Raw genomic sequence first — 22631 nt, 5'->3', positions numbered from 1 at the left:
GGTCCGTACCGTCGCGCGCATGAAGCTACTCTCCGTCAATGTCGGCAAGCCTCGCCCCAACCCTTGGAAGGGCCTCAGCGCGACAGGCATCGACAAGCGGCCTGTTGACGGTCCGGTCACCGTCATCGCACCCGGTCCCAAGGGCACCGGCGAGGTCGGTCTTGCAGGCGACCGCGTCTACGACGTCAAGCACCATGGCGGTTCCGATCAGGCCGTCTACGCCTATGGCCGCGAGGATCTCGACGGGTGGGAGGCCGAGCTGGGCAGGCCGCTTGCCAACGGCGTCTTCGGGGAGAACCTCACGACACTCGGCCTCGATGTCAACGGCGCCCTGATCGGCGAGCGTTGGCGCATCGGACCGGATGTGGTGCTGGAGGTGTCGTGCGCGAGGATTCCCTGCGCGACGTTCCAGGGATGGCTGGAGCGAGAGGGCTGGATCAAACGGTTTACCCAGGCAGCGGTGCCGGGCGCCTATCTGCGCGTGATCGAGCCGGGAGACATCCGGGTTTCCGACCCCGTCGAGATCGCGTACCGGCCCGACCACGATGTGACGGTCGCACTCGTCTTCCGCGCGATGACACTCGAGCCGGACCTACTCCCGCGGCTGCTGGCCGCTGACGCGCTGCCCGAGGAGGACAGGGAACTGGCCCGCAGGCGCAGGACCGCATAAAGGATCGATTTCTTCAGCAGATCGTCTGCACGCATGAGACGAGGCAGTCCGACGCCGGTGTGTGAGGACAGAAGTGGACTCCCTCGCGACCGCACTTCGACTACGCAAGGCCACCGCCGGCCTGTGGCGTCACCCGGATGCCGACCGTCCCCTCCTCGCCCCGGCGCAGCCGGCTGCCCAGGAGGGTGAGACGGCCGACGATTCCGTACTTGCGGGCGATGAGTTCCCGGTACCGGGCGGTGGTGGCCCGGTCGCAGATCTCGGCGGTGGCGGGGACCTGGGCGCCGGTCGGGTTGCCGCGCAGGTCGCAGGGGCCGACCAGGACATCGGAGCGGGCCCGGATCCGCTTCACCTTCCAGGAGTCGGCGGTCGTCCAGACACCCAGCGCGTCGCCGTCCCGCACCACCCACACCGGAGTGGCGACCGCGGTGCCGTTCTTGCGGTAGCTGGTGATCAACAGGTACTTGCCCGTGCCGAGCCGGTCCAGCGAAGTGGGGTCCATGGGCGCAGTCTAGGCGTCGACGCACGGGGCGCCGGCCGGGACGTGAGCCCGTACCGGCGCCCGGTCGCGCGGGAGGAGCGTCAGGACAACTGGCCGTTGTAGTCGGGCAGCTTGAAGGTGCGCTCGGCGTGGCCGCCGACCAGGTCGGAGGTGTTGTTGCCGACGTTCGCGACGATCGTGTAGCCCTGGGCCTCGATCTCCGCGCGCTTGCTGGTCTTGTAGGCGCCGACCTCGTCGAAGAGGTCCGGCAGGTCCCGCACGTACAGACCGTCGACCGGGTAGCCCACGGTCTTCAGGTTCCACTTGGTCTCGGCCTCGATGATGCCGGGGCGCGCGGTGACGAAGAAGACGGACACACCACGGGACTTCGCGTACCGGGCCAGTTGCAGGGAGGGCTGGAGGGCCGGGGTGGGCAGCTGGTACCAGGGGTGGAAGTCGGTCTCCAGCGTGGTGTTGTCGATGTCGAAGACGATCGCGAGCTTCTGCCCGGCCGCGTTCGCGGTGCGCTGCCGGACACACGGCAGCGCCCGGTCGATGACCGCCTTCACATCCGCCTGCCAGGTGGCGTAGTCGACCCCCGAGGCCTGTACGGCGGCCACGCTGACGGTGGTCCCGGCCGGAGCGGCGACCGCGGTCTGCGCCGCGGTGACCGTGCCGCCGATGCCCAGCGCCACAACCGCCGAGACCGCGCCGATCCGATGCCCCACACCACGTCCTGTCATGCCCGTCCCTTCCTTCGTGTCCCTGCACGTCAATGCGGCGACGATTCCCCGACCGTCGCCGCGTTCGACATGTTCACGTCCAAGGGTGGACGAGAGGCGACCGAAAAGTTACCTGCCGGTAGACAGTTACTCGCGAGTAGGTCTCGGTCCGTCCGCGAGCGGAGACTCCCCGTGGGGGCGACGCACGCACCGGCCCCCGTGGGGGCGACGCACGCACCGGCGTGCTGCCGCGAAGTCCCTCGACCGCGCCAACGGCAGGACGCTGGGCGCGTGTTGGTGAACGCGGCGCCCCGGACGCACGTATGGAGGGAGGGCGCTCGACGACGACAGTGCCCGCGGTGGTGACGCCGTGCCGTTCGGGGTTCGGAGCCATGGATGAGGCATGCACGACGACGGATCGTCCGGCGGGGGGCACGCGCGGCGGCCCTCGGCGGGCTGCTCCTGGGAGGCCTGATGGTCACCCAGGCCCTGGCGAGCGAACCGTCCGGCGCGCAGGCTCCCGGCGGCGCGTCCACGCAGAGCGCTCCCCGGGCGGGTGCCGCGCTCGTGGCACGGCTCGGCACCGCGCGCACCGCGGGCACCTGGATCGCCGACGACGGCACCTCCGTCGTCGCCGTGACGGACAGCGCGGCGGCTGTCGAGGTGACGGCGGCCGGGGCGCGGCCCAAGATGGTGCGTCACAGCATGGACCAACTCAAGTCGGCTACAGGCTCCCTGAGTTCGGCCCCGAAAGTGGCGGGCACGGCCTGGGCCCTGGACTACCGCACCAACGAGGTGGTGGTGGAGGCCGACAGCAGCGTCTCCGCCTCGGACTGGTCGCGGATGACGCGACTGGCCGACGGCATCGGGGACTTCGTCCGCATGCAGCGCACGCAGGGGAGGTTCACCACCCGGGTGAACGGCGCCCAGCCTCTCTTCTCCACCGCCGGCCGCTGTTCGGCGGGCTACAACGTGACGAACGGCCAGACCGAGTTCCTCCTCACCGCCGGCCACTGCGGGCCCGGCGGCACGCTCTGGTTCTCGGACAACACGGGCCGGACACTGCTGGGCCGGACGGTGGCGTCGGAGTTCCCCGGCAACGGCGACTTCTCGCTCATCCGGTACGAGGACGGACAGCAGACCCCCGGTGACAACATCGTGGCGATCGGTGGCGGGCGCGGGGTGCGCATCACGGCGGCCGGGGACCCGGTCGTCGGGGAGAGGGTCTTCCGCAGCGGCAGCACCAGTGGTCTGCACGACGGCGAGGTCACCGCGCTGGGCGCGACGGTGAACTACCCGGAGGGCACGGTCACCGGCCTGATCCAGACCACGGTCTGCGCGGAACCGGGCGACAGCGGCGGCCCGCTGTTCTCCGAGGGCATCGCACTCGGGGTGACGTCGGGCGGCAGCGGCGACTGCCAGAGGGGCGGTACGACGTTCTTCCAGCCGCTGACGAACGCGATGACGACGCTCGGGGTCCGGCTCACCGGGCAGGCGCAGGCGGGTACGTCCGCCGCGCCCGCTCCGTCCGCCTCGGCCCCCCAGGGCGCGGCCATCGCGCCCGGGTCGGCGGCACCCGGGTCCGCGGCACCCGGCGCGGTTCAGCGGACGGGGGCCACCGACAGCGCCGACGGCCTGCTCTCCCGGCTGACCGACCCGCGGAACATCGGGCCCGGCCTGCTCGTCATCGCGGGCAGCCTGGTCGCCCTGGTCGCCACGCGGTACATCCGCACCGAGCAGGAGCGCAACGCCTATCGCCGGGCCTACTCCGGAACCTGGGGCTGACGGAACCGGGGGCGGCCGGCCGGGCCAGGGGAAGAGGAGGCGGCGGTGGAGATCCGGAAGGCCGGCGCCGGACGGCCTGCCCCGCGGGCCGGCCGGGCGGTCACGCCGCTCTCGTGGAGTGCGGGGAGGAAGCCGCCGCCCATTCCAGGACGAGCAGTTGGTACACCTGCCGCTCCTCCATCGTCAGCGTCCCCCCGCTCCGGAACCACAGGGCCCGGATCTCCTCGTTGACCTCGTCGGCGGAACGTTCCGCTGTGGTTTCGGGAGTGGTGGACATGTCGTGAAGCATACGAGGCCGGACGTGAAGACGTTGTGAGCAATCAGGCGCCTTCCGGCATTCCGGACCGTGAAGCTGATCACTTCCCGCCGGTCCCGCCGTCACCCTCGGCGGTTCCGAGCACCAGCACCTGAATCGCCAGGACCGCCGCGCCACGGGCCCAGTCGTGAAAATCGGAGACCTTGGTCTCCAGGCCGACCGGGGCGGCCAGCGGATGGCGGTGGGCGCGGATGGCCTCCCAGGCCGTCCTCCCGGCCACGTCCATCAGACCTACGCCCTCCCCGGCCAGCAGGATCTTCTGGGGCATCGCGAAGTTGGCGATCTGCGCGACCAGCGTGCCGAGGGCACGCGCCGCCTCGTCGATGACCCGGGAGCACAGGGGCTCGCCCGCGACGGCGAGGCCGAGGATCTCCTCGTAGGCCAGGTCGCGGCCGGTGGCGGCCCGGATCTGGTAGCGGATGCTGGGGATGGCCAGCAGTGAGACCGCGCTGCCGCGTTCCCCGGTCGGGGTGAGCGGGCCGCAGGGGTCGATGATCCAGTGGCGCCCGAACCCGCGGTCCTCCTCGGCGTACGGCACCCGCTTGCCACCGAGGACCAGTCCGTAACCGATGCCCGCGCCGATGGTGAGGACGGCGAAACGGTCGAGACCACGACCGGCTCCGAACCAGGTCTCGGCCTCGACGAGGGCCGCGACGTCGTTCTCGACGACCACGGGCAGCCCGGTGCGCCGCTCCACCAGGGTCGCGAGCGGGACGTCGCGCCACAGCAGGAAGGGCGACTCCCCGACCACCGCCCGGTCCTGGACCCGGCCGCCCACTCCGATCCCGATGCCCGCGAGCCTGGGGGCGACGGTGGCGAGCGCCGTGGTCATCTCGGCCAGGAGGTCCGCGACGTCATCGGGATCACGGCTGGTGAGCGGCCGGTCGAGCCTGGCCGTGACCTCGCTTCTGAGCGTGGTGACGACGCCGTAGACCCGCTCCTCGGTGACCTTGAAGCCGGCGAAGGCACGGGACTCGGCGACGACGTCGAGGGGCTGGGAGGGGCGTCCCTGACGCGACTGCGTCGCGCCGCCCGCGTCAGGGACCTCCACCAGCAGTCCCGACTCGATCAGCGGCTTGGTGAGCCGGGTGAGGCTGCCGGCCGACAGATGCAGCCGGCGCGCGAGTTCCGTGCGCGAGAGCGGGCCGTGGACCAGCACCTCGATCGCCACGGCGCGCTCGCCGGGACTCAGCGGCAGCCAGCTGGCGGCATGTGTGGTCATGGACTACTCCCGCCGGTTTCTTTTCGTCATGGAATCAACAGGTGCACTCTACGGTGAGATCAAGGCGGAGATGGGGATGTGGGCACGCGTCTTGACGAGAGATTGTTTCACGGCGAAAGTAAGTTACCGACTGATGCTCCGCCAGGCAGGACACCCCCAGGGAAGGGCACCCGTTTCATGACGTTCTCGCTCGGTATCGTCGGCGCCGGCCAGTTCTCCGGCCAGTTCGCCGCCCTGTTCCAGGCCCACCCCGGCGTCGGCGACGTCTACGTCACCGACCTGCTGCCCGAACGGGCCGAGCGGCTCGCCGCCGCGCAGGGGCTGGCCGGCACTTTCCCGTCGTACGAGGCCATGCTGGAGTCGAAGGCGATCGACGCCGTGGCGATCTTCACCCAGCGCTGGACGCACGGGCCACTGGTGCTCCAGGGACTGGACGCCGGCAAGCACGTGTACTCCGCCGTCCCCATGGCGATCACCGAGGAGGAGATCGCGGCCGTCATCGACGCGGTGAAGGCGACCGGGCTGACCTACATAATGGGCGAGACCAGCCAGTACAACCCGGCGACGGTGCACGCGCGCAACCAGATCGCCGAGGGTGCCTTCGGACGGCTCTTCTACGCCGAGGGCGACTACCTCCACGACATGGACCTGGGGTTCTACGACGCCTACCGGTACAGCGGCGGCGAGATGTGGAAGGCGACCGCCAGCTACCCCCCGCTGCTCTACCCGACCCATTCGGTGGGCGGTGTGCTCGGCGCCTGGGGCACCCACGCGGTGAGCGTGTCCGCGATCGGCGTGCGCGACGAGCGCGGGGACGGGGTCTTCGACAAGCGGATCAGCCAGTTCGACAACGACTTCTCCAACGCGACGGCGCTGTTCGAGGTGGCGGGCGGCGGCTCCTTCCGGACGAATGAGTTCCGCCGGGTCGGCTATCCCTCGCACATCCGGGAGTCGCGCTTCCGGTTCTTCGGCACCGAGGCGAGCATGGAGCAGCTCGCCACGGTGGCCCTGTGGCAGGACAAGACCGGAGTCGAGGACATCACGGATCTGCTGGAGCCCAAGCCGACCATGGCTCCTGACGACCCGTCACTCCAGCACATCGCGCCGGAGCTACGGGCCGCCTTCACCTCCGGTTCCGCCCCGGTGCACGACCGGTCGCGGCTGCCCCGGGCGTTCGACCAGCTGCACAACGGTCACGAAGGAAGCCACCACTTCCTGGTCGACGACTTCGTGACCGCGGTCAACACCCGCACCCTGCCGTCCGTGAACGCCTGGGTGGCGGCCCGCTACACCCTGCCCGGGATCATCGCGCACGCGTCGGCGCTCAGGGACGGTGTCCGACTGGAGATCCCCGACTTCGGCGACGCGCCCGAGGCGTGATGGCCCTGCCGCCGGCCGGGTGCCTCAGGTGCCCGGCTTGCGGCCGTAGACGAACACGTCGTCGCCGTTCTTCAGCAGCGACCAGTACTTCTTGGCGTCGGTCGTGGTCATGTTGACGCAGCCGTGCGATCCCGGCGGGTTCCACATGGAGAGGCCCACCGAGTGGAAGGCCTGCCCGCCGTCGAAGAACTGGCTGTAGGGCATGGGCACGTGGTAGACGCTCGACACGTGGTTGATGTCGCGCCAGTAGATCTTCTTCAGACCGGTGCGGGTCTCGTAGCCGTTGCGGCCCGTGCGGACCGGCACCGGGCCGTAGACGAGACGGTCGCCGTCCTGGATCCAGCTGAGCTGGAGCGAGAGGTTGACGCAGGCGATGCGGCCCTTGTCGACAGGGCACTTCCCGTCCTTGTTGGGCTTGTTCCCGACGGCCTTCTGCTTGTTCATGAGATCCATCGCGCCCCAGGTCACCGGGCCCGCGTAGCCGACGGCGGGAGTGATGCCGTGCTTGTTCTGGAAGGCCTGGATCGCCTTGCAGTCGGCGGTCGACTGCCTGCCGTCGACCGGCCGTCCGAGGAACTTCTCGACCTGCTTCTGGTACGGCCCTGCCTGTGTGGTGCAGCTCGCCGCCTGCGCGGGCGCCGTGCCGAGCGCGAGCGTGAGCGGCGCCACCAGTCCCGTGATGCCGAGCACCACGGCTCCCCTTCTGCGTATCTCCCTCATGACCGGCCTCCCCTTTCGCGTGTCCTGCGGCCTTCGTCAACTAGACCGGCGGGCGGGGGTGTCGGTTGTGGGAATGGTCACTCTGTGACGAAACGGTGAACTTGCCCGGTCGGCCCCGGCGGTCGTTGCCGCACGCCGACCGCCCATGGTAGGCGACCGGCGGCCCCCGGCCAGAGGCCGGGGGTCGGGGGGCGGGGGGCGGTGCCGCCCCGACCGCGGCGGCCGGCGGCCTCAGCCGCCGCCCTCGCTCGTGACACCGGGCAGTCCGATCTCCATCCGGTAGGCGTCATCGGCCTCCGTGATGGCCGCGAGCGGCGTCCACGCCATGGCGGGCGCCGCGCCGCCCACCGTCCGTCCCAGGGGCGGCCGGTCGTCGCGCTGCCGCGGGCGCGTCGGACCGGCGAGGGCATCGCCGGTCATCTCCTTCTCACAGACCGGTGGCCGGCACCCGTACGACGATGCGGGCGCCGGGGGCGTTGTCCTCGATGTCGACGCGGCCGTGGTGGGCGGCGACGATGTCGTGCACGATCGCCAGGCCGAGCCCGCTGCCCCCGGTGCCCCGGGCACGGGCCCCGTCCAGGCGGGTGAAGCGGTCGAAGACGCGGCTGCGGTCGGCCTCCGGGATACCCGGTCCGTCGTCGGCGACGACCAGGCAGGCGATGTCGTCACGGACGCGCAGGCTCACGTCGATCCGGTCGACGGCGTACCGGATGGCGTTGTCCAGAAGATTGCGCACGACGCGGGCGAGGGCGTCCCCGTCGCCGTACACCCGGGCCGCGCCGACGGCGTGCCGGTCGATGAAAAGGTGGGTGTGCAGCCGGGCGTGCCGGACCTCCTGGAAGACGATCTCGTCCAGGTCGACGGGGCGTTTGCGCAGCTGGGGCTGGGCGTCGAGGCGCGCCAGCCGCAGCAGGTCGTCGACGAGCCGGGACAGCCGCTCGCTCTCCTCGATCAGGGCGGGGCCGCGGGTCTCCCAGGCGGCCGAGCCGGGGTGCCGCACCGCCACTTCCAGTTGTGTGTGCAGGCTGCTGAGGGGGCTGCGCAGTTCGTGCGCGGCGTCCGTGACGAACTGCCGCTGGTGCCGGGTGGCGACGTCGAGCCGGGCCAGCAGGTCGTTGAGGGTGCGGGCCAGCCGGCCGAGGGCGTCGTCGGCCGGCGGCACGTCCAGGCGGCGGCCGAGGTCGCAGGCGGTGATATCGGCGGTCTGGCCGCGCAGGGAGTCCACGGGCCGCAGCGCCCGACCGGTCAGCAGCCAGACGACGCCGGTGAGCAGGGCGACGGCCGGCGGCACACCGATGGCCAGCCCGGCGGTGAGGGTGGCCAGGTTGTGGTCCACGGCCGCGGTCGGGACGGCGACGTACACGGTCAGCGGATCGCTGTCGGTGCCGGCGGGGAGGGCCACCGCGTGCCAGGTCTCGGCCCCCCTGAGGGGCAGGTGGTGCACGATGTGGATGTGGGGGGTCTCGGAGGTGGTCGGGGCGAAGTGGAACAGCGGCGGATCGCCCGCCAGATTCCTCGAGCTGGACCGGACGCCGCCCGCGTCGTCGACGACCTGGACGGCGGTGTCGCCGTTGCCGGACAACGGCGGCAGCGTCCGGGGCAGGCTGCCGTCCTCCTGGTTCGCGGCGATCACCTGGGCCTGCTGGACCGCGGTCTGGTCGAGTCCGCTGATCAGGCTCGTGCGCAGCCAGACGACCAGCAGGGATGCCGCACCGACGAGGGCCGCCGCGATCATCAGGGCCGCCGCGGCGGTCAGCTTGAGACGCAGGGAGCGGCGGGCCCACCACTGGGGGACAGGGACGCGCACGGGTTCATCTCCCGGTGCCGTGCAGCCGGTAGCCCGCCCCGCGGACGGTCTCGATCGACCGACGGCCGAACGGGGCGTCCATCTTGCGGCGCAGATAGCCGATGTAGACCTCGACGACATTGGTGTCGCCGTCGAAGTTCTCCTCCCACACGTGGTCGAGGATGTCGGTCTTGCTGACCACCTCGTCGGGGTGCCGGAGCAGGAATTCCAGGAGGGTGAACTCACGCGCCGTGAGCGTGATCTCCCGGCCCGCGCGATGGCAGCGCCGCCGCGCGGGGTCCAGGGCCAGGTCGCCGGCCGTGAGGACCGCGGGCCGGGCGGGGGCGCCGCGGCGCAGCAGCGCCCGCAGATGGGCGACCAGCACCACGTAGGAGAACGGCTTGCTCAGGTAGTCGTCCGCGCCGAGGTCGAGGGCATCGGCCTCGTCGTACTCGCCGTCCTTCGCGGTGAGGATGAGCACGGGCGTCCACACCCGGGCCGCGCGCACACGCTTGAGGACCTCGTAGCCGGACAGGCCGGGCAGCATGAGGTCGAGCACGATCGCGTCATACGGCTCGTGCACGGCCCGCCAGAGCCCGTCCACGCCGTCGTACACGGCATCGGCGACGAAGCCCTCCTCGGCGAGCCCGTGGGCGATCGCCGTGGCGAGCCCTCGTTCGTCCTCGATCACCAGCACTCGCATCGCCGACCTCGTCTCCACCCTACGAAGGCAGGGCCGCGGCTGCGCGTCGAGCGCCCGGCGACACGGTGCGGGGCCGCCTCGGGGCGGGCCGGACCGGCAGCGACGTCCCGGTCCGGTTTTTATCGTGTTCGCGCCATTCATGGGACCTGCGGCGGGTACGGGCACCCGCGCCCACCGCAGGCCATGTGTGTCAGGCGGCCCTGCGCGCGCGTCCCCGATGGGCGCGCACGATCTCCGCGTACCGGTGTCCGGTGCCCTTGATGGTGCGGGCCTGGCTGCGGTAGTCCACGTGGACGAGCCCGAAGCGCTTGTCGTAGCCGTAGGCCCACTCGAAGTTGTCGAGCAGCGACCAGGCGAAGTAGCCGGCGAGCGGGGCGCCCTTGCGGGCGGCCGAGGCGCAGGCGGCGAGGTGCCGCACCAGGTAGTCCTGGCGCTCGGGGTCGTCCACGGTGCCGTCGGGGTGTACGACGTCAGGGAAGGCGGAGCCGTTCTCGGTGACGTACAGCCGGCGGGCGCCGTAGTCGTGGGTGAGGCGCAGCAGCAGCGTCTCGATGCCGCTCGCGTCGATCTCCCAGTCCATTCCGGTGCGCGGGACGCCCAGGCGGCGTACGGCACGGGCGCGGGGGGCGGGGCCGACCGGGTCGTCGGCGACGGTGGCCGGGAAGTAGTAGTTCAGCCCGAGCCAGTCCAACGGCGCGGCGATCGTCTCCAGGTCGCCGGGGTGCTCGGGGAGTTCCACTCCGTAGACCTCGCGCATGTCGGCAGGGAAGCCCCGGCCGTGGATCGGGTCCAGCCACCAGCGGTTGACGTGGCCGTCGTGGCGGCGGGCCGCGGCCACGTCCTCGGGGCGCTCGCTCGCGGCGAAGACGGTGGAGAGGTTGTTGACGATGCCGATCTCGGCACGCGGTGCCGCGGCGCGGATCGCCTGGACGGCGCGGCCGTGACCGAGGAGCAGGTGGTAGGAGGCGCGGACCGCGGCGGTCAGATCGGTGGCACCGGGAGCCATCTTCCCCTCGAGATGGCCGATCCAGGCCGAGCACAGGGGTTCGTTGAGCGTGGTCCAGTGGGTGACGCGGTCACCGAGGCGTTCGGCGACGGCCGACGCGTACGCGGCGAAGTGCTCGGCCGTGTCCCGTTCGGGCCAGCCGCCGCGGTCCTGGAGCACCTGCGGAAGGTCCCAGTGGTAGAGGGTGACCGACGGGGTGATGCCCGCCTCCAGCAGCCCGTCGACCAGCGCGTCGTAGAACGCGAGGCCCTTGGGGTTCACCGGCCCGTCACCGCCCGGGATCACCCGGGGCCAGGCGATGGACAGCCGGTAGGCGTTGGTGCCGAGCTGCTTCATCAACCCGATGTCCTCGCGCCAGCGGTGGTAGTGGTCGCAGGCGACATCGCCGTTGTCGTTGTTGTCGATCTTTCCGGGGGTGTGGGAGAAGGTGTCCCAGATCGACGGTGAGCGGCCGTCCTCGTCGACGGCTCCCTCGATCTGGTACGCCGATGTGGCCGTACCCCACAGGAAGTCGTGCGGGAGCGCGGCGAGGTCGATACGTTCGGACACAGAAGTCCTTTCAGGAATGGGGGGGTTGGTCACTTCACGGCTCCGGCGGTGAGCCCGGTGACGAGATAGCGCTGGAGCAGCAGGAAGCCCGCGACGACGGGAACGCTGACGACCAGCGAGGCGGCCATGATCTGGTTCCAGTACACGTTGTTGAGCGTGGAGTAGCCCTGGAGCCCGACGGCGAGGGTACGGGTGGTGTCGTTGGTCATCACGGAGGCGAAGAGCACCTCGCCCCACGCGGTCATGAAGGCGTAGACGGCGACGGCGACGATGCCGGGGACGGCCGCGGGCACCACGATCCTGAGCAGCGCGCCGAGCGGGCCGCAGCCGTCCACCAGCGCCGCCTCGTCGAGGTCCCGCGGCACCGAGTCGAAGTAGCCGATGAGCATCCAGATGGAGAACGGCAGCGAGAAGGTGAGGTACGTCAGGATCAGCCCGCCGCGGGACCCGAACAGGGCGATGCCGGTGGCGTTGCCGATGTTGACGTAGAGGAGGAACAGGGGGAGCAGGAAGAGGATGCCGGGGAACATCTGCGTGGACAGCACGGTGACCGTGAACACACGCTTGCCGCGGAAGTCGTAGCGGCTCACCGCGTAGGCCGCGAAGATCGCGATCACCACCGAGCAGACCGTCGCCGCGCCCGCCACGACGAGCGAGTTGACGAAGTACTGCGCGAGCGGGATCGTCGACCAGATGTCGATGTAGGGGCGGATCGTCAGACCGCTGGGCAGCCAGCGGAACTGCCCCGAGACATCCGCGAGCGGCTTCAGGGAGCTGGAGACCATGACGTAGACCGGCACCAGGACGAAGCCGGTGAGCAGGGTCAGGAAGATGCGCCGGGACCACAGGAAGGAGCGCGGCGGGGCCATCGGGGAGCTAGACATCGGCGGCCCTCCGTCCGCGCGAGGTGACGGCGAGGTAGACGCCCGTCACGACCAGCAGGAAGAGCAGCAGCAGCACGGACATGGCGGAACCGGTGCCGAAGTTCCAGGTGACGAAGGACGCCTGGTAGATGTGGACCGAGATGAGGTCCGCGGCCTGCGGGGCCGCCTTGCCGAACAGCACGTACGGCGTGTTGAAGTCGTTGAACGTCCACAGGAACAGCACCAGGATCAGCACCTGGTTGACGGGCCGCAGCGACGGCAGGGTGATCCGCCGGATCTGCTGCCACAGGCCGGCGCCGTCGAGCGCGGCCGCCTCGTACAGCTCGCGGGGGATGTTCTGCAGTCCGGCCATGACGATGAGGAAGGCGAACGGCCAGCCCTTCCACACGGACACGGTGAGCAGGGCGACGAAGCTGTTGTCGCCGATCAGCCAGAAGGAGGGCTTGTCGGTGAGGTGGAGCTGGTCGTGCAGGACGTGGTTCACCAGGCCGTTGTCGTGCTGGAACATGAACACCCAGGTGATGACGGCCGCGTAGACGGGCAGCGCGTACGGCACCAGGAACAGCGCGCGCAGCAGGCCCCGGCCGCGGAAGGTGTCCTGCATGAAGACGGCGGCCGCCGTGCCGATGAGCCAGCACAGCCCGACCGACAGCAGGGTGAAGCCGACGGTGACGAGGAAGGAGTGGAGCAGCGCGTTCCCGACGGGGGCGCTGAAGTCCACCGAGACGCGGTAGTTGTCGAGGCCGGACCAGGGGGCGGTGCCCCAGTCGCGGATGTAGAACTGGGTGAGCTCCTTGAAGCTCATCACGATGCCGATCACCATCGGCACCAGATGGACCAGGAGTTCGAGGAGCAGGGCGGGCAGAAGCAGCAGGTAGGGCAGTCCGATGCGCCGGATCCGCCCGGTGCGGCGCGAAGTCCGCGCCGCACCGGGGGAGTTCTTGGGCACGGTCCGTCCGTCGGCCGCTGCGGTGGCAGTGGTCGTCATGACGGGGTCCGTGCTCACTTCGTCGGCATCTGCTGCTGGGCCTTCTGCAGCTTCGCCTTCACCGACTCGGTGGTGACCGCGCGTCCGGCCGCGGCGTCGGCGAACAACTCCTTGACGGCGGTGCCGACCGTGGTCTCGAACTGGGACTCGTCCGCGACCTGCGGCAGCGCGACGGCGCTCTTGGCGAGGGTGTCCTTCAGGACGGCGTTCGCCGGGGTGTTGAAGGCGGGGTCCGTCTGGGCGGAGCCGACCGGCGGGATGGTGGAGTACTCCTTGTTGAGGATCTTCTGCTCCTCGTCGCTGGTCATGAACTTCACGAACTTCGTGGCGCCGTCCAGGTTGTGGGTGTTCTTGAAGACGGCCAGGTTGATGCCGGCCACCATGGAGTCGACCTGGGCGCCCGTTCCGGGGGTGCCGGACTGCACGGGCACCGGCGCGATGCCGTACTGGTCCTCGCTCATGCCCTGCGCCTTCAGGTTGGCGGGCGCGGACTGCCACAGCAGCATCGCCGTCTTGCCCTTGGCGAAGTCGCTCACGGACTGGTTCTGCGCGTACTCGGCGTTGCCGGCCGGGATGACCTTGTCCTTGGCCATCAGGTCGACGTACTGCTTGACCCCGGCGACCACACCGTCGTTGGTGAAGTCGGGCTTGCCGTCGGCGGTGAAGAAGTCGGCGCCGTGCTGCTTGCCGAAGACGAAGACGTGGTGGATGTTCTCCGCCCCGTTGGCGCCCTCGGCGCCGAGGCCCTGCCCGCCCTTCTGCTGGATCTTCTTGCCGTCGGCGACCAACTCGTCCCAGGTGGCGGGCGGCTGGGCGATACCGGCGTCAGCGAAGATCTTCTTGTTGTAGTAGAGCGCGTAGGCCATCGAGTAGAGCGGCACGGCGGCCGGGTCCTTGCCCTGGGCACCGGTGGAGCCGAGCGCGGAGTCGACGAAGCGGGCCTTGCCCCCGATCTTGTCGAAGTTCTTGGCGTCCCACGGCAGCAGCGCACCGGTGGCCTGCAGGGAGGCGCTCCAGGTGTTGCCTATGTTCAGCACGTCGGGGCCCTGGCCGGACGTGGTCGCGGTGAGGATCCGGTTCAGCAGGTCCGACCAGGGGACGACCTCCAGTTTCACCTTGATGCCGGTCTGCTTCTCGAACTTGTCGAGCTCCGGCTGGAGGACCTGCTTGTCGACCTCGATGCTGGCGCCCTGGTTCGATGCCCAGTACGTGAGCGTCTTCGGCGAGTCGTTCGACCCGCCGCCCGACGTCGAACCGCCTCCGCAGGCCGAGGCGGCAAGGGCGAGTGACATGGTGACGGCGCCTACGGCCGCGGCTCGGATGCTGCGCATGGCTCCTGGTGTCCCTTTCCGGGAGTCGAGAACGCCGGGGAGGGCTTCGGCAGCGCCCGTGCGGCTCCCGACGTCTCTCATGGCTTAATTTAGGACGTGAGTTAAACCTCAAGAGAGGGATGCGTCAAGGGTTTCGGCGCCACTGCGGCACATCGATCGCAACTCTTGATGCATCGGATCAGAAAAATGAAGCATTCACCGGCGAGAGAGCGCTCTCCGCACCCCACAGCGTTCACTTCCTGAACTCGGGGAGCCGCCCCTGCCACCTGATTCCCGCCGACTCCCCGGCACGGAGCCGTCCCGCGCCGTCCGGCGGCCGCACGTCCCGGGCTGCCTCGGCCCCGCCGGACCCCGGACGCCGCCGGGGTGACGCTCACCGCTCCAGGAGGTCGAAGAGCTGCTCCCACCGGCGGACGACCGCCTCCGGGGCGAAGCGCCGCACGTTCCGCCGTGCCCGCTCTCCCATCGTGTCGCGCAGGTTCTCGTCGGCCATCAGCCGTACCAGGTGGCGGGCGAGTTCGGAGGTGTTGCCGTGCCGGGCCAGCAGGCCGTCCTCACCGTCCCGGATGATCTCGCGCACCCCTGGGGAGGAGTCGAACGCGGCACACGGCACACCGCAGGCCATCGCTTCCAGGAGGACCAGCGGAAAGCCCTCGCCCCGGGAGGACTGCACGAGCACGGACGACCGGCCGAGCGCCCCCGTCACATCGTCGGTCTGTCCCGCCCACTCCACCGAGTCGTCCAGGCCGAGTTCCGTGCACTGCCGTCGCAGGGCGGGCTCGTGGTCGCCCGCGCCGTAAATGCGCAGGATCCAGCCGGGTTGCCGGGGCGCCGCCTCGGCCCAGACGTCGAGCAGCAGGTCAACGCCCTTGGCATGGCTGAGCCGCCCGATGCTCACCACCGCCTTCTCCGTGCGCGGCGAGGGGGCGGCCGGCAGCACCGGCAGCGGGTTCGGCAGGAACCCGACGTTGTTGAGGCCCTGCCCCACCCACAGGTCGGCGTCCTCCTGGGTGAGGACCAGCAGCCGGTCCACGTCCCTGTAGTACCGCCGTACGCGCGCGAAGCGCGAGGAGCGCCGGGACGCCTCGAAGGACTCATGACTCATGCCGATGACCGGATGCCCGGCGGTGTCCGCGAGCGTCACCCACTCCATCGCCCACACCTGGGTCACGATGATCATGGCACCGGGCCCCGCGGCGCGGAACGCGCGCGACAGGCGCTGGGCTGCGGCCCGCCTGGCCGCCCCGCCCGCTCGGACGGCCGGGGCGATGCGGCCGAGCGGAATCCGCGGCCCGCGGCGGACCGGCGGGCGGCGGTCGTACAGGGTCATGGTCTCGAACGGCGGATGCGTGCCGAGGTCCATCGGCACCTCGGGCGGGGCGATACCGATGATCCGGACGCGGTGGCCGCGCTCCGCGAACAGCCGGGCCATCTGGGCCTGCCAGCGGCCCACGCCCCCGAGCTCGTTGACCTCGTTGGCGACGAAGAAGATCTCACGCTGTGTCATCGGGCCTCTCCCGCGGGTCCGAAGAAACGGTCCACGATGCGAGCCGCCGCGTCCCCGCGGTCGTACTCGCCGTACTTGTCCACGAACTCCTTCAGCCGGGCCTCGTACTGGGCGCCCACGGCCGGCAGGTCGGCCACCGCGGCGAGGAGTTCGTCCTCCGTGCGGGCGACCGGGCCCGGGGCCTCCTCGAGCAGGTCGAAATAGGTGCCGCGCGTGTTTCGGGAGTACTCCTGCCAGTCGTAGGCGTAGAAGACGAGCGGCCGGCGCAGCAGGGCGTAGTCGAACATCACGGAGGAGTAGTCGGTGATGAGGGCGTCGGCCAGCAGCAGGAGCGGGGTGATGTCCGGCTCGTCCGACACGTCGAGCACGCGGCCCGCGACCGGCGGGGGAAGGGTGACCCGGTTCAGGTAGTGGGAGCGGACCAGGAGCGTGTACCGGTCCCCGAAGCGCTCGGCGAAGCGCTCCGCGTCGAAGGGGAGTCCGAAGTCCCGTACGCCGCCGCCGGGACGGGGCCGGAAGGTGGGCGCGTACAGCACCACGCGGCGCTCCCGGGGGATGCCGAGCCGTTCGGCGAGCCGGCGGGCTGCGGGGACGGGCGATCGGGGGTCGCGGGCGGCCCGTACCAGGGCGTCATTGCGCGGATAGCCGGTGCGCAGCAGCTTCGCCTCGGGGATGCGGTAGGCCCGGGCGAGGGTGCGCACATCGTGCTCGCTGCGGATGACGAAGTGGTCGAAGCGGTCCAGCGCTTCCTGGTAGACGCGCTGTTCCTGCTCGGACATCACCCGGTGATGGGGCTCGTCGAAGCCCATCTTCTTCAGGGCCGAGCCGTGCCATGTCTGGATGTAGGTGGTCTCCGGGCGTTTGGCCAGCCTGAGGGGGAACCCCTGGTTGTCGATCCAGAACTCGGCCTGGGCCAGCGCCCTGAGGTAGCGCCAGGACCACCGGCGGACGAGTTCGGCGTCCTCGGGGAACCCCACCGGCCGCTCCCCCGCGTAGGACCAGATGGCGGTGACGGGCAGCCGGCGGCGGCGCAGCTCTTCGTAGAGGGCCCGCGGGCTGTCGCTGTACTGCTTGCCGAGGTGGCTCTCGAAGACGACGGTGCCCCGGCGGACCGGAAGCATGCGCAGCATCTGGTGGTAGATCTGGACCTTGCGCGCACCGGAGGCCAGGTCCCGCCGGGCGGCCCGGAGCGTGCGGTAGCCGCCCTTGAGGGTCCTCGCGGCGGAGCCGTGCAGATGGCGGTCCACCAGGGCGCGGCCGCGCCGGGCCGCCGCGCCGTGCTGGACGAGCCGGAAGGCCAGATGCCCCCGGGCGGAGACCTGTGGTTCGAGCCGGTCGGCCAGGAGCCGGGTGAGGCGGGGGCGTACGGGGATGGGGGCGGCGCTCTCCAGATCGATGCGGCCGGCGGTGATCCGGCTCGTGGTGCGTCTGCCGTCCGCCCGCAGATGCAGCCGGACGTCCCACACCTCGTCGATGACGCCCAGCGGCCGGAAGCGGCCGGACAGCGGGACGGACGCCTGCCAGACGAGGGTGTCGCCCTCGTGGCGGACCGTCCGCACCGGGAAGCGGAACGTCTGCAGACTGCGGCGGCGGGCGCGGAACTCCAGCTCGGCGGTGAGACGGGCGTCCGGGGGGACGGTGTGGAGCGGGTTGACCACCGCGCCGTCGAGGAGCACCAGGTCACCGCGGACCGTGTATCCGGTCAGCAGGTTGCGCAGGAACATCCGCTCCAGGGGTCTGCCGTGGTGGCCGAGGCCGGTGACGTCCATGATCTCGCGGGCCCTGGGGTCGTCGAGGTACCGGTCGCACCAGTAGACGCGGCCGTCACGCTCGGCGAGCGGCTCGGAGATCTTGCCCGGGTTGATCAGGGTGTCGACGGCCGGCATCAGATGGTCCCAGTCCTCCCGCGTCAGCAGATAGGCGCAGATGGCGTGCACCGGGTCCAGCCGGGCGTACGCCGCCTCCGGGAAGTCCTGGAGGTAGCCGCGGGCCAGTTCGGCGAAGCGGTGCCGGTAGTCGTCGTCGAGAAAGGGCAGCTCGCGCAGGTAGAGGACGAGGTCGTGCTTGAGGAACTTGATGTCCTTGTGCAGTTTCAGCCCGTCGAGGCCGCGCCGGCGCAGCACGGCGTCGATCCGGCGGTGGATCTCCAGCCGGTCGGCGAAGTTGTTGATCTCGTGGCGCCGGTTGCTGATCGACTTGGCCGTGGACTTCTGCGTCACGCTCCAGTAGTAGACCGTGTGGGGGATCAGGGTGATCCGCCCGGCCGCGAGGTAGGCCTGCGCCGTGAACAGCAGATCCTCGTAGTGGATGCCCTGCGGAAACGCGAGCCCGTTCTCGACGAGGAAGTCCCGCCGGTAGCACTTGTTGGTCGACAGGGTGTCGAAGACGAAGAGGTCGGGCAGTTCGGCGATGGACTCGACGGTGCGCGTGGACCGGTACAGCCAGGGGTACCACGGCACCCGCTTGCCGTGTCTGCTGTCGGTGTACACCCGGACGCAGAGTCCCGAGACCAAATCGGCGCCGGTGCGCTCGGCCGCTTCCAGCAGATTGCGGCAGGCGTTGGGTTCGAGGGTGTCGTCGCTGTCCAGGAACATGACATAACGGCCGCGGGCCACGGCCAGGCCCTGGTTGCGGGGCGCTCCGCAGCCGCCGCTGTTCTCCGACAGCCGCAGTGCCCGTACCCGCCCGGGGTGGGCGGCGGCCAGCGACCGCGCCACCTCGTAGGACCCGTCGGTGGAGCAGTCGTCGGCGATGACCACTTCCACCTTGCGCAGCGTCTGGCCGAGCACGGAGCGTACGGCGGTCGTCAGGCGCGGGGCGTCGTTGTAGACGATGACGACGACGCTGATGTCCGGGTCCACCCCGCCCGACTCGGGTGTATCGATCGACACGGCCACCTCTCGTCTCGGATCGCGGCTCTCCGGGCGGCCGACCCGTCGCCGCCGCGGCTCGGCGGCGCCCGCGGAGTCGTCCCGCGGACAGGGTGGGCCCGGTCCGGCACCGGGTCCGCGGCCTTGCGAGTCGCAGGGCCGCGGCGCTCGACTGATGGCGGCGGGGGCCGGTGCCCCCTGCGCCCTCCCCACGCTACGTGACGGCCCGCCGTGAGGCCCGCGACCACCGTCCGCCGGGCGTGTGGCGGACGCGGCACGCCCGGCATGGTCCTGTGTCCGCCCGGTCCCGGGCGGGCCGGCTCCCGTGCCCGAGGTCCGGTCACGGAGGCCGTGCCCCGGTGCGGCCGATGCCGACAGGGCACCCGTTCGGGCGGTTTCTCTGGTGAACCGGCGTCTGGTGGCCGGAGCGGGAACCGACCGCCGGACCGTGGGCGTTCATCGGGCATGGCGATCATCCACCACACCACCATGGTGCCCACCAAGCTGGAACTCCTGACGCCCTGGCTGCCCGACCAGCCCTGGTATCGCGGCTCGGGCGGCGAGCCGGTGCTGTCCAGGACCGGCGGGTTCCGGCTGGACGACCCTGAGGGCGAGGTCGGGATCGAGTTCATGGTGGCCACCGACGAGTCCGGCGACCGTCCCGTCTCGTACCATGTGCCGCTCAGTTACCGGGCCGCGCCCCTGGAGGGTGCCGACCAGGGGCTCATCGGGACGTCCGAGCACGGCGTGCTGGGGCGGCGGTGGATCTACGACGGGACCCATGACCCGGTGCTGGTGGGCGAGTTGCTGGCGCTGCTCCAGGGGCGTGCCCAACCCCAGGCGCAGAGCGTGAGCCACACGCCCGACCCGTCCGTCACCGTCCGCTTCGACGGTGCCGCCCTCGCCACGGCAGTCGCCTCCACGACGGTGACCAGCGGTCCCCACGACACCCGTCTGAGCGTGGAGACCACCGGGTCCCCGTCCACCCGGCAGCGGGCCATCCGGGTCATACGCGTCCTGGAGCCGGGCGGCGCCTGCCCGGCCGGCGCGGCGGGGCATGTCACGGCGGGCTGGCGCACCCGCGACGCCGACGAGCCCCGCGCCGTGTTCGCGGCGCTGTTCGACACCGGTTCCTGAGCCGGGCGGCGGTCGGGCCACCGGGCGTGCCCTCCACGGAGCGGGCACGCCCGGCCTGCGCGCCGTCCGGGTAGGACCCTGGTGAGTGGGTTCTTACCGAGGTCCTGTACACCTCGGGCAACGGGAAGCGCGCATGACTCCCTCTTCGTGGTCGCCGGTCCGCTCACACGCGGTAGGGACCGGACCGGCGCGACGGTGAAGAGATCCGCGGGAGTCCTGGAAGGCCCATCCATGCTCAGCCCCCATTCCGAGCCGACCATGCCCGGAACCGAGCCCCCCACCCCGGGCACGGCGGCCACGACCGCCGAGACCCGCACCCACGACGGGGCGCGGCCTCCCCGGTGCAGGTCGAGAACGCCCCGGCCACGGTACGAAGTCCCGGTCCTGTTGTCCCTCCTGGCGCTCGCTGCCGTGCTCGACACCTGGGGCATCAACCGCAGCGTGTACCACGTGTTCTACGCCAGCGCCGTGCGCAGCATGACCGACAGCCCGACCGCCTTCTTCTTCGGCTCGTTCGACCCGGGCAACTCCATCACCCTCGACAAGCTGCCCGGGTTCCTGTGGCCCCAGGCCGCGTCGGCGATGGTCTTCGGCTTCCACCCGTGGGCGCTGGTACTGCCCCAGGCGATCGAGGGCGTGGCCTGCGTACTGCTGCTCCATCTGCTGGTACGCCGCTGGGCCGGTGTGACGGCGGGGCTGCTGGCCGCGGCGTTCCTGACGCTCACGCCGGTGACGGTGGGGCTCGGCCGGTCGATAGTGGAGGACGCGCCGTTCGTCCTGCTGCTGCTCCTGGCCGCCGAGGCCACCTGGCGGGCCGTCGAGCGGGCGCGGCTGCGCACCCTGCTGCTCGCCGGGGTCTGGGTGGGGGTGGCGTTCCAGTGCAAGATGCTGGAGGCCTGGGCGGTGCTGCCGGCCCTGGCCGTCACCTATCTGGTGGCGGCGCCCACGACCTGGCGGCGCAGGGTCGGACATATCGCCCTGGCCGGCGTGGTGACCGTGGCCGTGTCGCTGTCCTGGATGGCCGTCGCGACGGTCGTGCCCGCGCAGTTCCGCCCCTACATAGACGGGACGACGGACAACTCCGCCTACAGCATGGTCGTGGGCTACAACTTCCTGAGCCGGTTCCACTCGGTCGGGGTCGACGCGGCCGGTCTGGGCAGTGTCGACACCGCCCAGACCGCGCACCAGGCCGGTACGGGCCCCGGCATGGGCAACAGCGTGCTGAAGATGTTCAGTCCGGGACTGGCGACGCAGACGGGGTGGCTGTACCCGCTGGCCGCGCTCGGCCTCGTGTGGGGGCTCGCGGTGGTGTGGCGCCGCCGTCCCGCCCGCACCGACCGGGCGGTGACCGGCTATCTGCTGTGGGGAGTGTGGCTGGCCACCTTCTTCGCCGCGTTCAGTTTCGGCAGCGTCACCGGTCACACCTACTACATGGGCGTCGTCGCCGTGGCCCTGTCGGCGCTGAGCGGCGCCGGGCTGGTCCGGGCCTGGCGGGCCTGGCAGGAGGGCCGCCGACGTGCCTGGGTACTGCCCGTGGTGACCGCCGTGAACGTGCTGTGGTGTGCGGTCCTGACGCTGTGCTACCGGCACTTCATCGGCTGGCAGGGCCCCGCCGCCGTCGCCGTCGGCGTGGTGTCCCTCGGGCTGCTCGGCCTCGGCAGGAGGCACCTCGGCCACCGGCGGATCGCCGTGGCCGGGCTCGCCACCGGGCTCGCCGCGGTTCTGCTCATACCGGCCGTGTGGTCGGCCTCGGCGCTGTCCCCGCACTACAACCAGCCCGGCGGCATGGCCCGGGTCGGCCCCGCCAGCCGCCCCGGGGGCGGCGGTCCGTCGCGGCTGACGCCGGCCCGGGAACGGTTCCTGGCCTACCTCGAGGCGCACCGGAACGGCGCGAAGTACCTTGCGGCGGTGCCCGACTGGAGCGACGCCTCGGCCTACATACTCGCGGCGAACGCCTCCATGCTGCCGATGGGCGGGTTCAGCGGGCAGGTGCCCTACCCCACCCCGCAGGCGCTGCAGCGGCTGATCGGCTCCGGCGAACTGCGCTACGTAGCCCTGCGCCACCCGCAGAAGGCCGGCCGGCACCAGACCCCCCTCTCAGCCGACGCCGCCGCCGTCGCGCACTGGGTCACCAGGCACTGCGTGAAGGTGCCGTCGTCGGTGTACGGCTCGGGCGCCCATCTCCCGCTGCTCTACCGCTGCGACGCCCGGCCGTCACCGCGACAGAGGTGACCGCTTGGGCGTGGCTCACGGGCGCGGTCGTACCGCCTGCCGGAATCCTGTGTTCACGGCGAGCGGACCGCCGTCGACGCACAGCGTCGTGCCCGTGATCCACGCGGCGTCGGGGGGAGGCCGGGAGGCGACGGCCGCCGCGATGTCCTCCGGCTCGCCGGCCCGGCCCGGCGGGTACAGCTCGCCGAGGGCGGCGAGGTCGGCTTCGCGGCCCTCCCCCGCGGTGGTCCCGACCGTGCCCGGGACGACCAGGTCGACGCGGACCCCGCGGGGGCCGTGTGTCCGACGCGTGTCGCCGGTCCGTGTCAAACGCGACGGCCCCCTGGCGGACCCCGCCGCCGG

Annotated in this window: 19 protein-coding genes and 1 pseudogene; 5 read left to right on the top strand and 15 right to left on the bottom strand. The window is 71.1% G+C overall.

Annotation, left to right across the window (positions count from 1 at the left end; translation table 11 throughout):
- Positions 1-19 precede the first annotated feature (19 nt).
- A complete protein-coding gene (locus ACWD5Q_RS05860; RefSeq protein WP_451425768.1) occupies positions 20-670 on the top strand; it encodes an MOSC domain-containing protein in 651 nt (216 codons plus the stop codon).
- A 100-nt stretch (positions 671-770) separates the two neighbouring features.
- Here ACWD5Q_RS05860 and ACWD5Q_RS05855 read toward each other — a convergent pair whose 3' ends face one another.
- Positions 771-1172 carry a PPOX class F420-dependent oxidoreductase gene (locus ACWD5Q_RS05855; RefSeq protein ID WP_451425767.1) on the bottom strand — a complete coding sequence of 134 codons (402 nt, stop codon included), beginning with the start codon at positions 1170-1172 and terminating at the stop codon, positions 771-773.
- 80 nt (positions 1173-1252) lie between these two features.
- A complete protein-coding gene (locus tag ACWD5Q_RS05850) occupies positions 1253-1894 on the bottom strand; it encodes an HAD family acid phosphatase (RefSeq protein WP_451425766.1) in 642 nt (213 codons plus the stop codon).
- Between the two features lie 375 nt (positions 1895-2269).
- On the opposite strand from ACWD5Q_RS05850, the gene ACWD5Q_RS05845 reads away from it, so the two are divergent.
- The gene (locus ACWD5Q_RS05845; RefSeq protein ID WP_451425765.1) at positions 2270-3658 is read left to right on the top strand and encodes a S1 family peptidase; all 1389 of its coding nucleotides are present in this window, start codon (positions 2270-2272) and stop codon (positions 3656-3658) included.
- A gap of 100 nt (positions 3659-3758) precedes the next feature.
- Here the strand turns inward: ACWD5Q_RS05845 and ACWD5Q_RS05840 are convergent, their stop codons facing one another.
- Entirely contained in the window at positions 3759-3947 is a 189-nt protein-coding gene (locus ACWD5Q_RS05840; RefSeq protein WP_451425764.1) for a hypothetical protein, read from the bottom strand.
- A 67-nt stretch (positions 3948-4014) separates the two neighbouring features.
- Complete coding sequence (locus ACWD5Q_RS05835; RefSeq protein WP_451425763.1) at positions 4015-5196, bottom strand: ROK family transcriptional regulator; 1182 nt, start codon at positions 5194-5196, stop codon at positions 4015-4017.
- A gap of 177 nt (positions 5197-5373) precedes the next feature.
- Here ACWD5Q_RS05835 and ACWD5Q_RS05830 point away from each other — a divergent pair, with 177 nt between their 5' ends.
- Complete coding sequence (locus ACWD5Q_RS05830; RefSeq protein WP_451425762.1) at positions 5374-6576, top strand: Gfo/Idh/MocA family protein; 1203 nt, start codon at positions 5374-5376, stop codon at positions 6574-6576.
- A gap of 24 nt (positions 6577-6600) precedes the next feature.
- Here the strand turns inward: ACWD5Q_RS05830 and ACWD5Q_RS05825 are convergent, their stop codons facing one another.
- From ACWD5Q_RS05825 to ACWD5Q_RS05780, 10 genes are all read right to left on the bottom strand, one after another.
- Complete coding sequence (locus tag ACWD5Q_RS05825) at positions 6601-7296, bottom strand: L,D-transpeptidase family protein (protein ID WP_451425761.1); 696 nt, start codon at positions 7294-7296, stop codon at positions 6601-6603.
- 231 nt (positions 7297-7527) lie between these two features.
- Positions 7528-7716: a hypothetical protein gene (locus ACWD5Q_RS05820; protein ID WP_451425760.1), complete on the bottom strand. Its 189-nt coding sequence runs from the start codon at positions 7714-7716 to the stop codon at positions 7528-7530.
- Positions 7717-7723: 7 nt separating this feature from the next.
- A complete protein-coding gene (locus ACWD5Q_RS05815; RefSeq protein ID WP_451425759.1) occupies positions 7724-9103 on the bottom strand; it encodes a sensor histidine kinase in 1380 nt (459 codons plus the stop codon).
- A gap of 4 nt (positions 9104-9107) precedes the next feature.
- Complete coding sequence (locus ACWD5Q_RS05810) at positions 9108-9785, bottom strand: response regulator transcription factor (protein WP_451425758.1); 678 nt, start codon at positions 9783-9785, stop codon at positions 9108-9110.
- A gap of 190 nt (positions 9786-9975) precedes the next feature.
- Entirely contained in the window at positions 9976-11340 is a 1365-nt protein-coding gene (locus ACWD5Q_RS05805; RefSeq protein ID WP_451425757.1) for a GH1 family beta-glucosidase, read from the bottom strand.
- A 29-nt stretch (positions 11341-11369) separates the two neighbouring features.
- Entirely contained in the window at positions 11370-12209 is an 840-nt protein-coding gene (locus ACWD5Q_RS05800; RefSeq protein WP_451425821.1) for a carbohydrate ABC transporter permease, read from the bottom strand.
- A gap of 7 nt (positions 12210-12216) precedes the next feature.
- Positions 12217-13212 (bottom strand): carbohydrate ABC transporter permease, encoded by a 996-nt coding sequence (locus ACWD5Q_RS05795; RefSeq protein WP_451425756.1) that lies wholly within the window; start codon positions 13210-13212, stop codon positions 12217-12219.
- 14 nt (positions 13213-13226) lie between these two features.
- Positions 13227-14543, bottom strand: a complete 1317-nt coding sequence (locus ACWD5Q_RS05790; RefSeq protein WP_451425755.1) for an ABC transporter substrate-binding protein — start codon at positions 14541-14543, stop codon at positions 13227-13229.
- Positions 14544-14916: 373 nt separating this feature from the next.
- Positions 14917-16050 (bottom strand): glycosyltransferase, encoded by a 1134-nt coding sequence (locus ACWD5Q_RS05785; protein ID WP_451425754.1) that lies wholly within the window; start codon positions 16048-16050, stop codon positions 14917-14919.
- Positions 16047-18947 (bottom strand): bifunctional glycosyltransferase/CDP-glycerol:glycerophosphate glycerophosphotransferase, encoded by a 2901-nt coding sequence (locus tag ACWD5Q_RS05780; protein ID WP_451425753.1) that lies wholly within the window; start codon positions 18945-18947, stop codon positions 16047-16049. The genes ACWD5Q_RS05785 and ACWD5Q_RS05780 overlap by 4 nt, the downstream gene beginning before the upstream one ends.
- A gap of 438 nt (positions 18948-19385) precedes the next feature.
- Between ACWD5Q_RS05780 and ACWD5Q_RS05775 the strand changes: the two genes are divergently transcribed.
- A complete protein-coding gene (locus ACWD5Q_RS05775; RefSeq protein WP_451425752.1) occupies positions 19386-20057 on the top strand; it encodes a maltokinase N-terminal cap-like domain-containing protein in 672 nt (223 codons plus the stop codon).
- 387 nt (positions 20058-20444) lie between these two features.
- Entirely contained in the window at positions 20445-22289 is a 1845-nt protein-coding gene (locus tag ACWD5Q_RS05770) for a glycosyltransferase family 39 protein (protein WP_451425751.1), read from the top strand.
- A gap of 15 nt (positions 22290-22304) precedes the next feature.
- On the opposite strand, the pseudogene ACWD5Q_RS05765 reads toward ACWD5Q_RS05770, so the two are convergent.
- A pseudogene (locus ACWD5Q_RS05765) lies at positions 22305-22610 on the bottom strand (SDR family oxidoreductase); the annotation flags it as partial.
- Between the last annotated feature and the right edge of the window lie 21 nt (positions 22611-22631).

This window comes from Streptomyces sp. NPDC002513 (assembly GCF_053595355.1).
Note: the sequence above shows the minus strand (reverse complement) of the source record. Positions and strands in the feature narration are given on the sequence as shown.

Excerpts from the sequence above, each read along its gene's own strand:
- ACWD5Q_RS05860 (WP_451425768.1), top strand. The coding sequence starts at position 20 with ATGAAGCTACTCTCCGTCAATGTCGGCAAGCCTCGCCCCAACCCTTGG.
- ACWD5Q_RS05855 (WP_451425767.1), bottom strand. The coding sequence starts at position 1,172 with ATGGACCCCACTTCGCTGGACCGGCTCGGCACGGGCAAGTACCTGTTG.
- ACWD5Q_RS05850 (WP_451425766.1), bottom strand. The coding sequence starts at position 1,894 with ATGACAGGACGTGGTGTGGGGCATCGGATCGGCGCGGTCTCGGCGGTT.
- ACWD5Q_RS05845 (WP_451425765.1), top strand. The coding sequence starts at position 2,270 with ATGAGGCATGCACGACGACGGATCGTCCGGCGGGGGGCACGCGCGGCG.
- ACWD5Q_RS05840 (WP_451425764.1), bottom strand. The coding sequence starts at position 3,947 with ATGCTTCACGACATGTCCACCACTCCCGAAACCACAGCGGAACGTTCC.
- ACWD5Q_RS05835 (WP_451425763.1), bottom strand. The coding sequence starts at position 5,196 with ATGACCACACATGCCGCCAGCTGGCTGCCGCTGAGTCCCGGCGAGCGC.
- ACWD5Q_RS05830 (WP_451425762.1), top strand. The coding sequence starts at position 5,374 with ATGACGTTCTCGCTCGGTATCGTCGGCGCCGGCCAGTTCTCCGGCCAG.
- ACWD5Q_RS05825 (WP_451425761.1), bottom strand. The coding sequence starts at position 7,296 with ATGAGGGAGATACGCAGAAGGGGAGCCGTGGTGCTCGGCATCACGGGA.
- ACWD5Q_RS05820 (WP_451425760.1), bottom strand. The coding sequence starts at position 7,716 with ATGACCGGCGATGCCCTCGCCGGTCCGACGCGCCCGCGGCAGCGCGAC.
- ACWD5Q_RS05810 (WP_451425758.1), bottom strand. The coding sequence starts at position 9,785 with ATGCGAGTGCTGGTGATCGAGGACGAACGAGGGCTCGCCACGGCGATC.
- ACWD5Q_RS05800 (WP_451425821.1), bottom strand. The coding sequence starts at position 12,209 with ATGGCCCCGCCGCGCTCCTTCCTGTGGTCCCGGCGCATCTTCCTGACC.
- ACWD5Q_RS05795 (WP_451425756.1), bottom strand. The coding sequence starts at position 13,212 with ATGACGACCACTGCCACCGCAGCGGCCGACGGACGGACCGTGCCCAAG.
- ACWD5Q_RS05790 (WP_451425755.1), bottom strand. The coding sequence starts at position 14,543 with ATGCGCAGCATCCGAGCCGCGGCCGTAGGCGCCGTCACCATGTCACTC.
- ACWD5Q_RS05785 (WP_451425754.1), bottom strand. The coding sequence starts at position 16,050 with ATGACACAGCGTGAGATCTTCTTCGTCGCCAACGAGGTCAACGAGCTC.
- ACWD5Q_RS05775 (WP_451425752.1), top strand. The coding sequence starts at position 19,386 with ATGGCGATCATCCACCACACCACCATGGTGCCCACCAAGCTGGAACTC.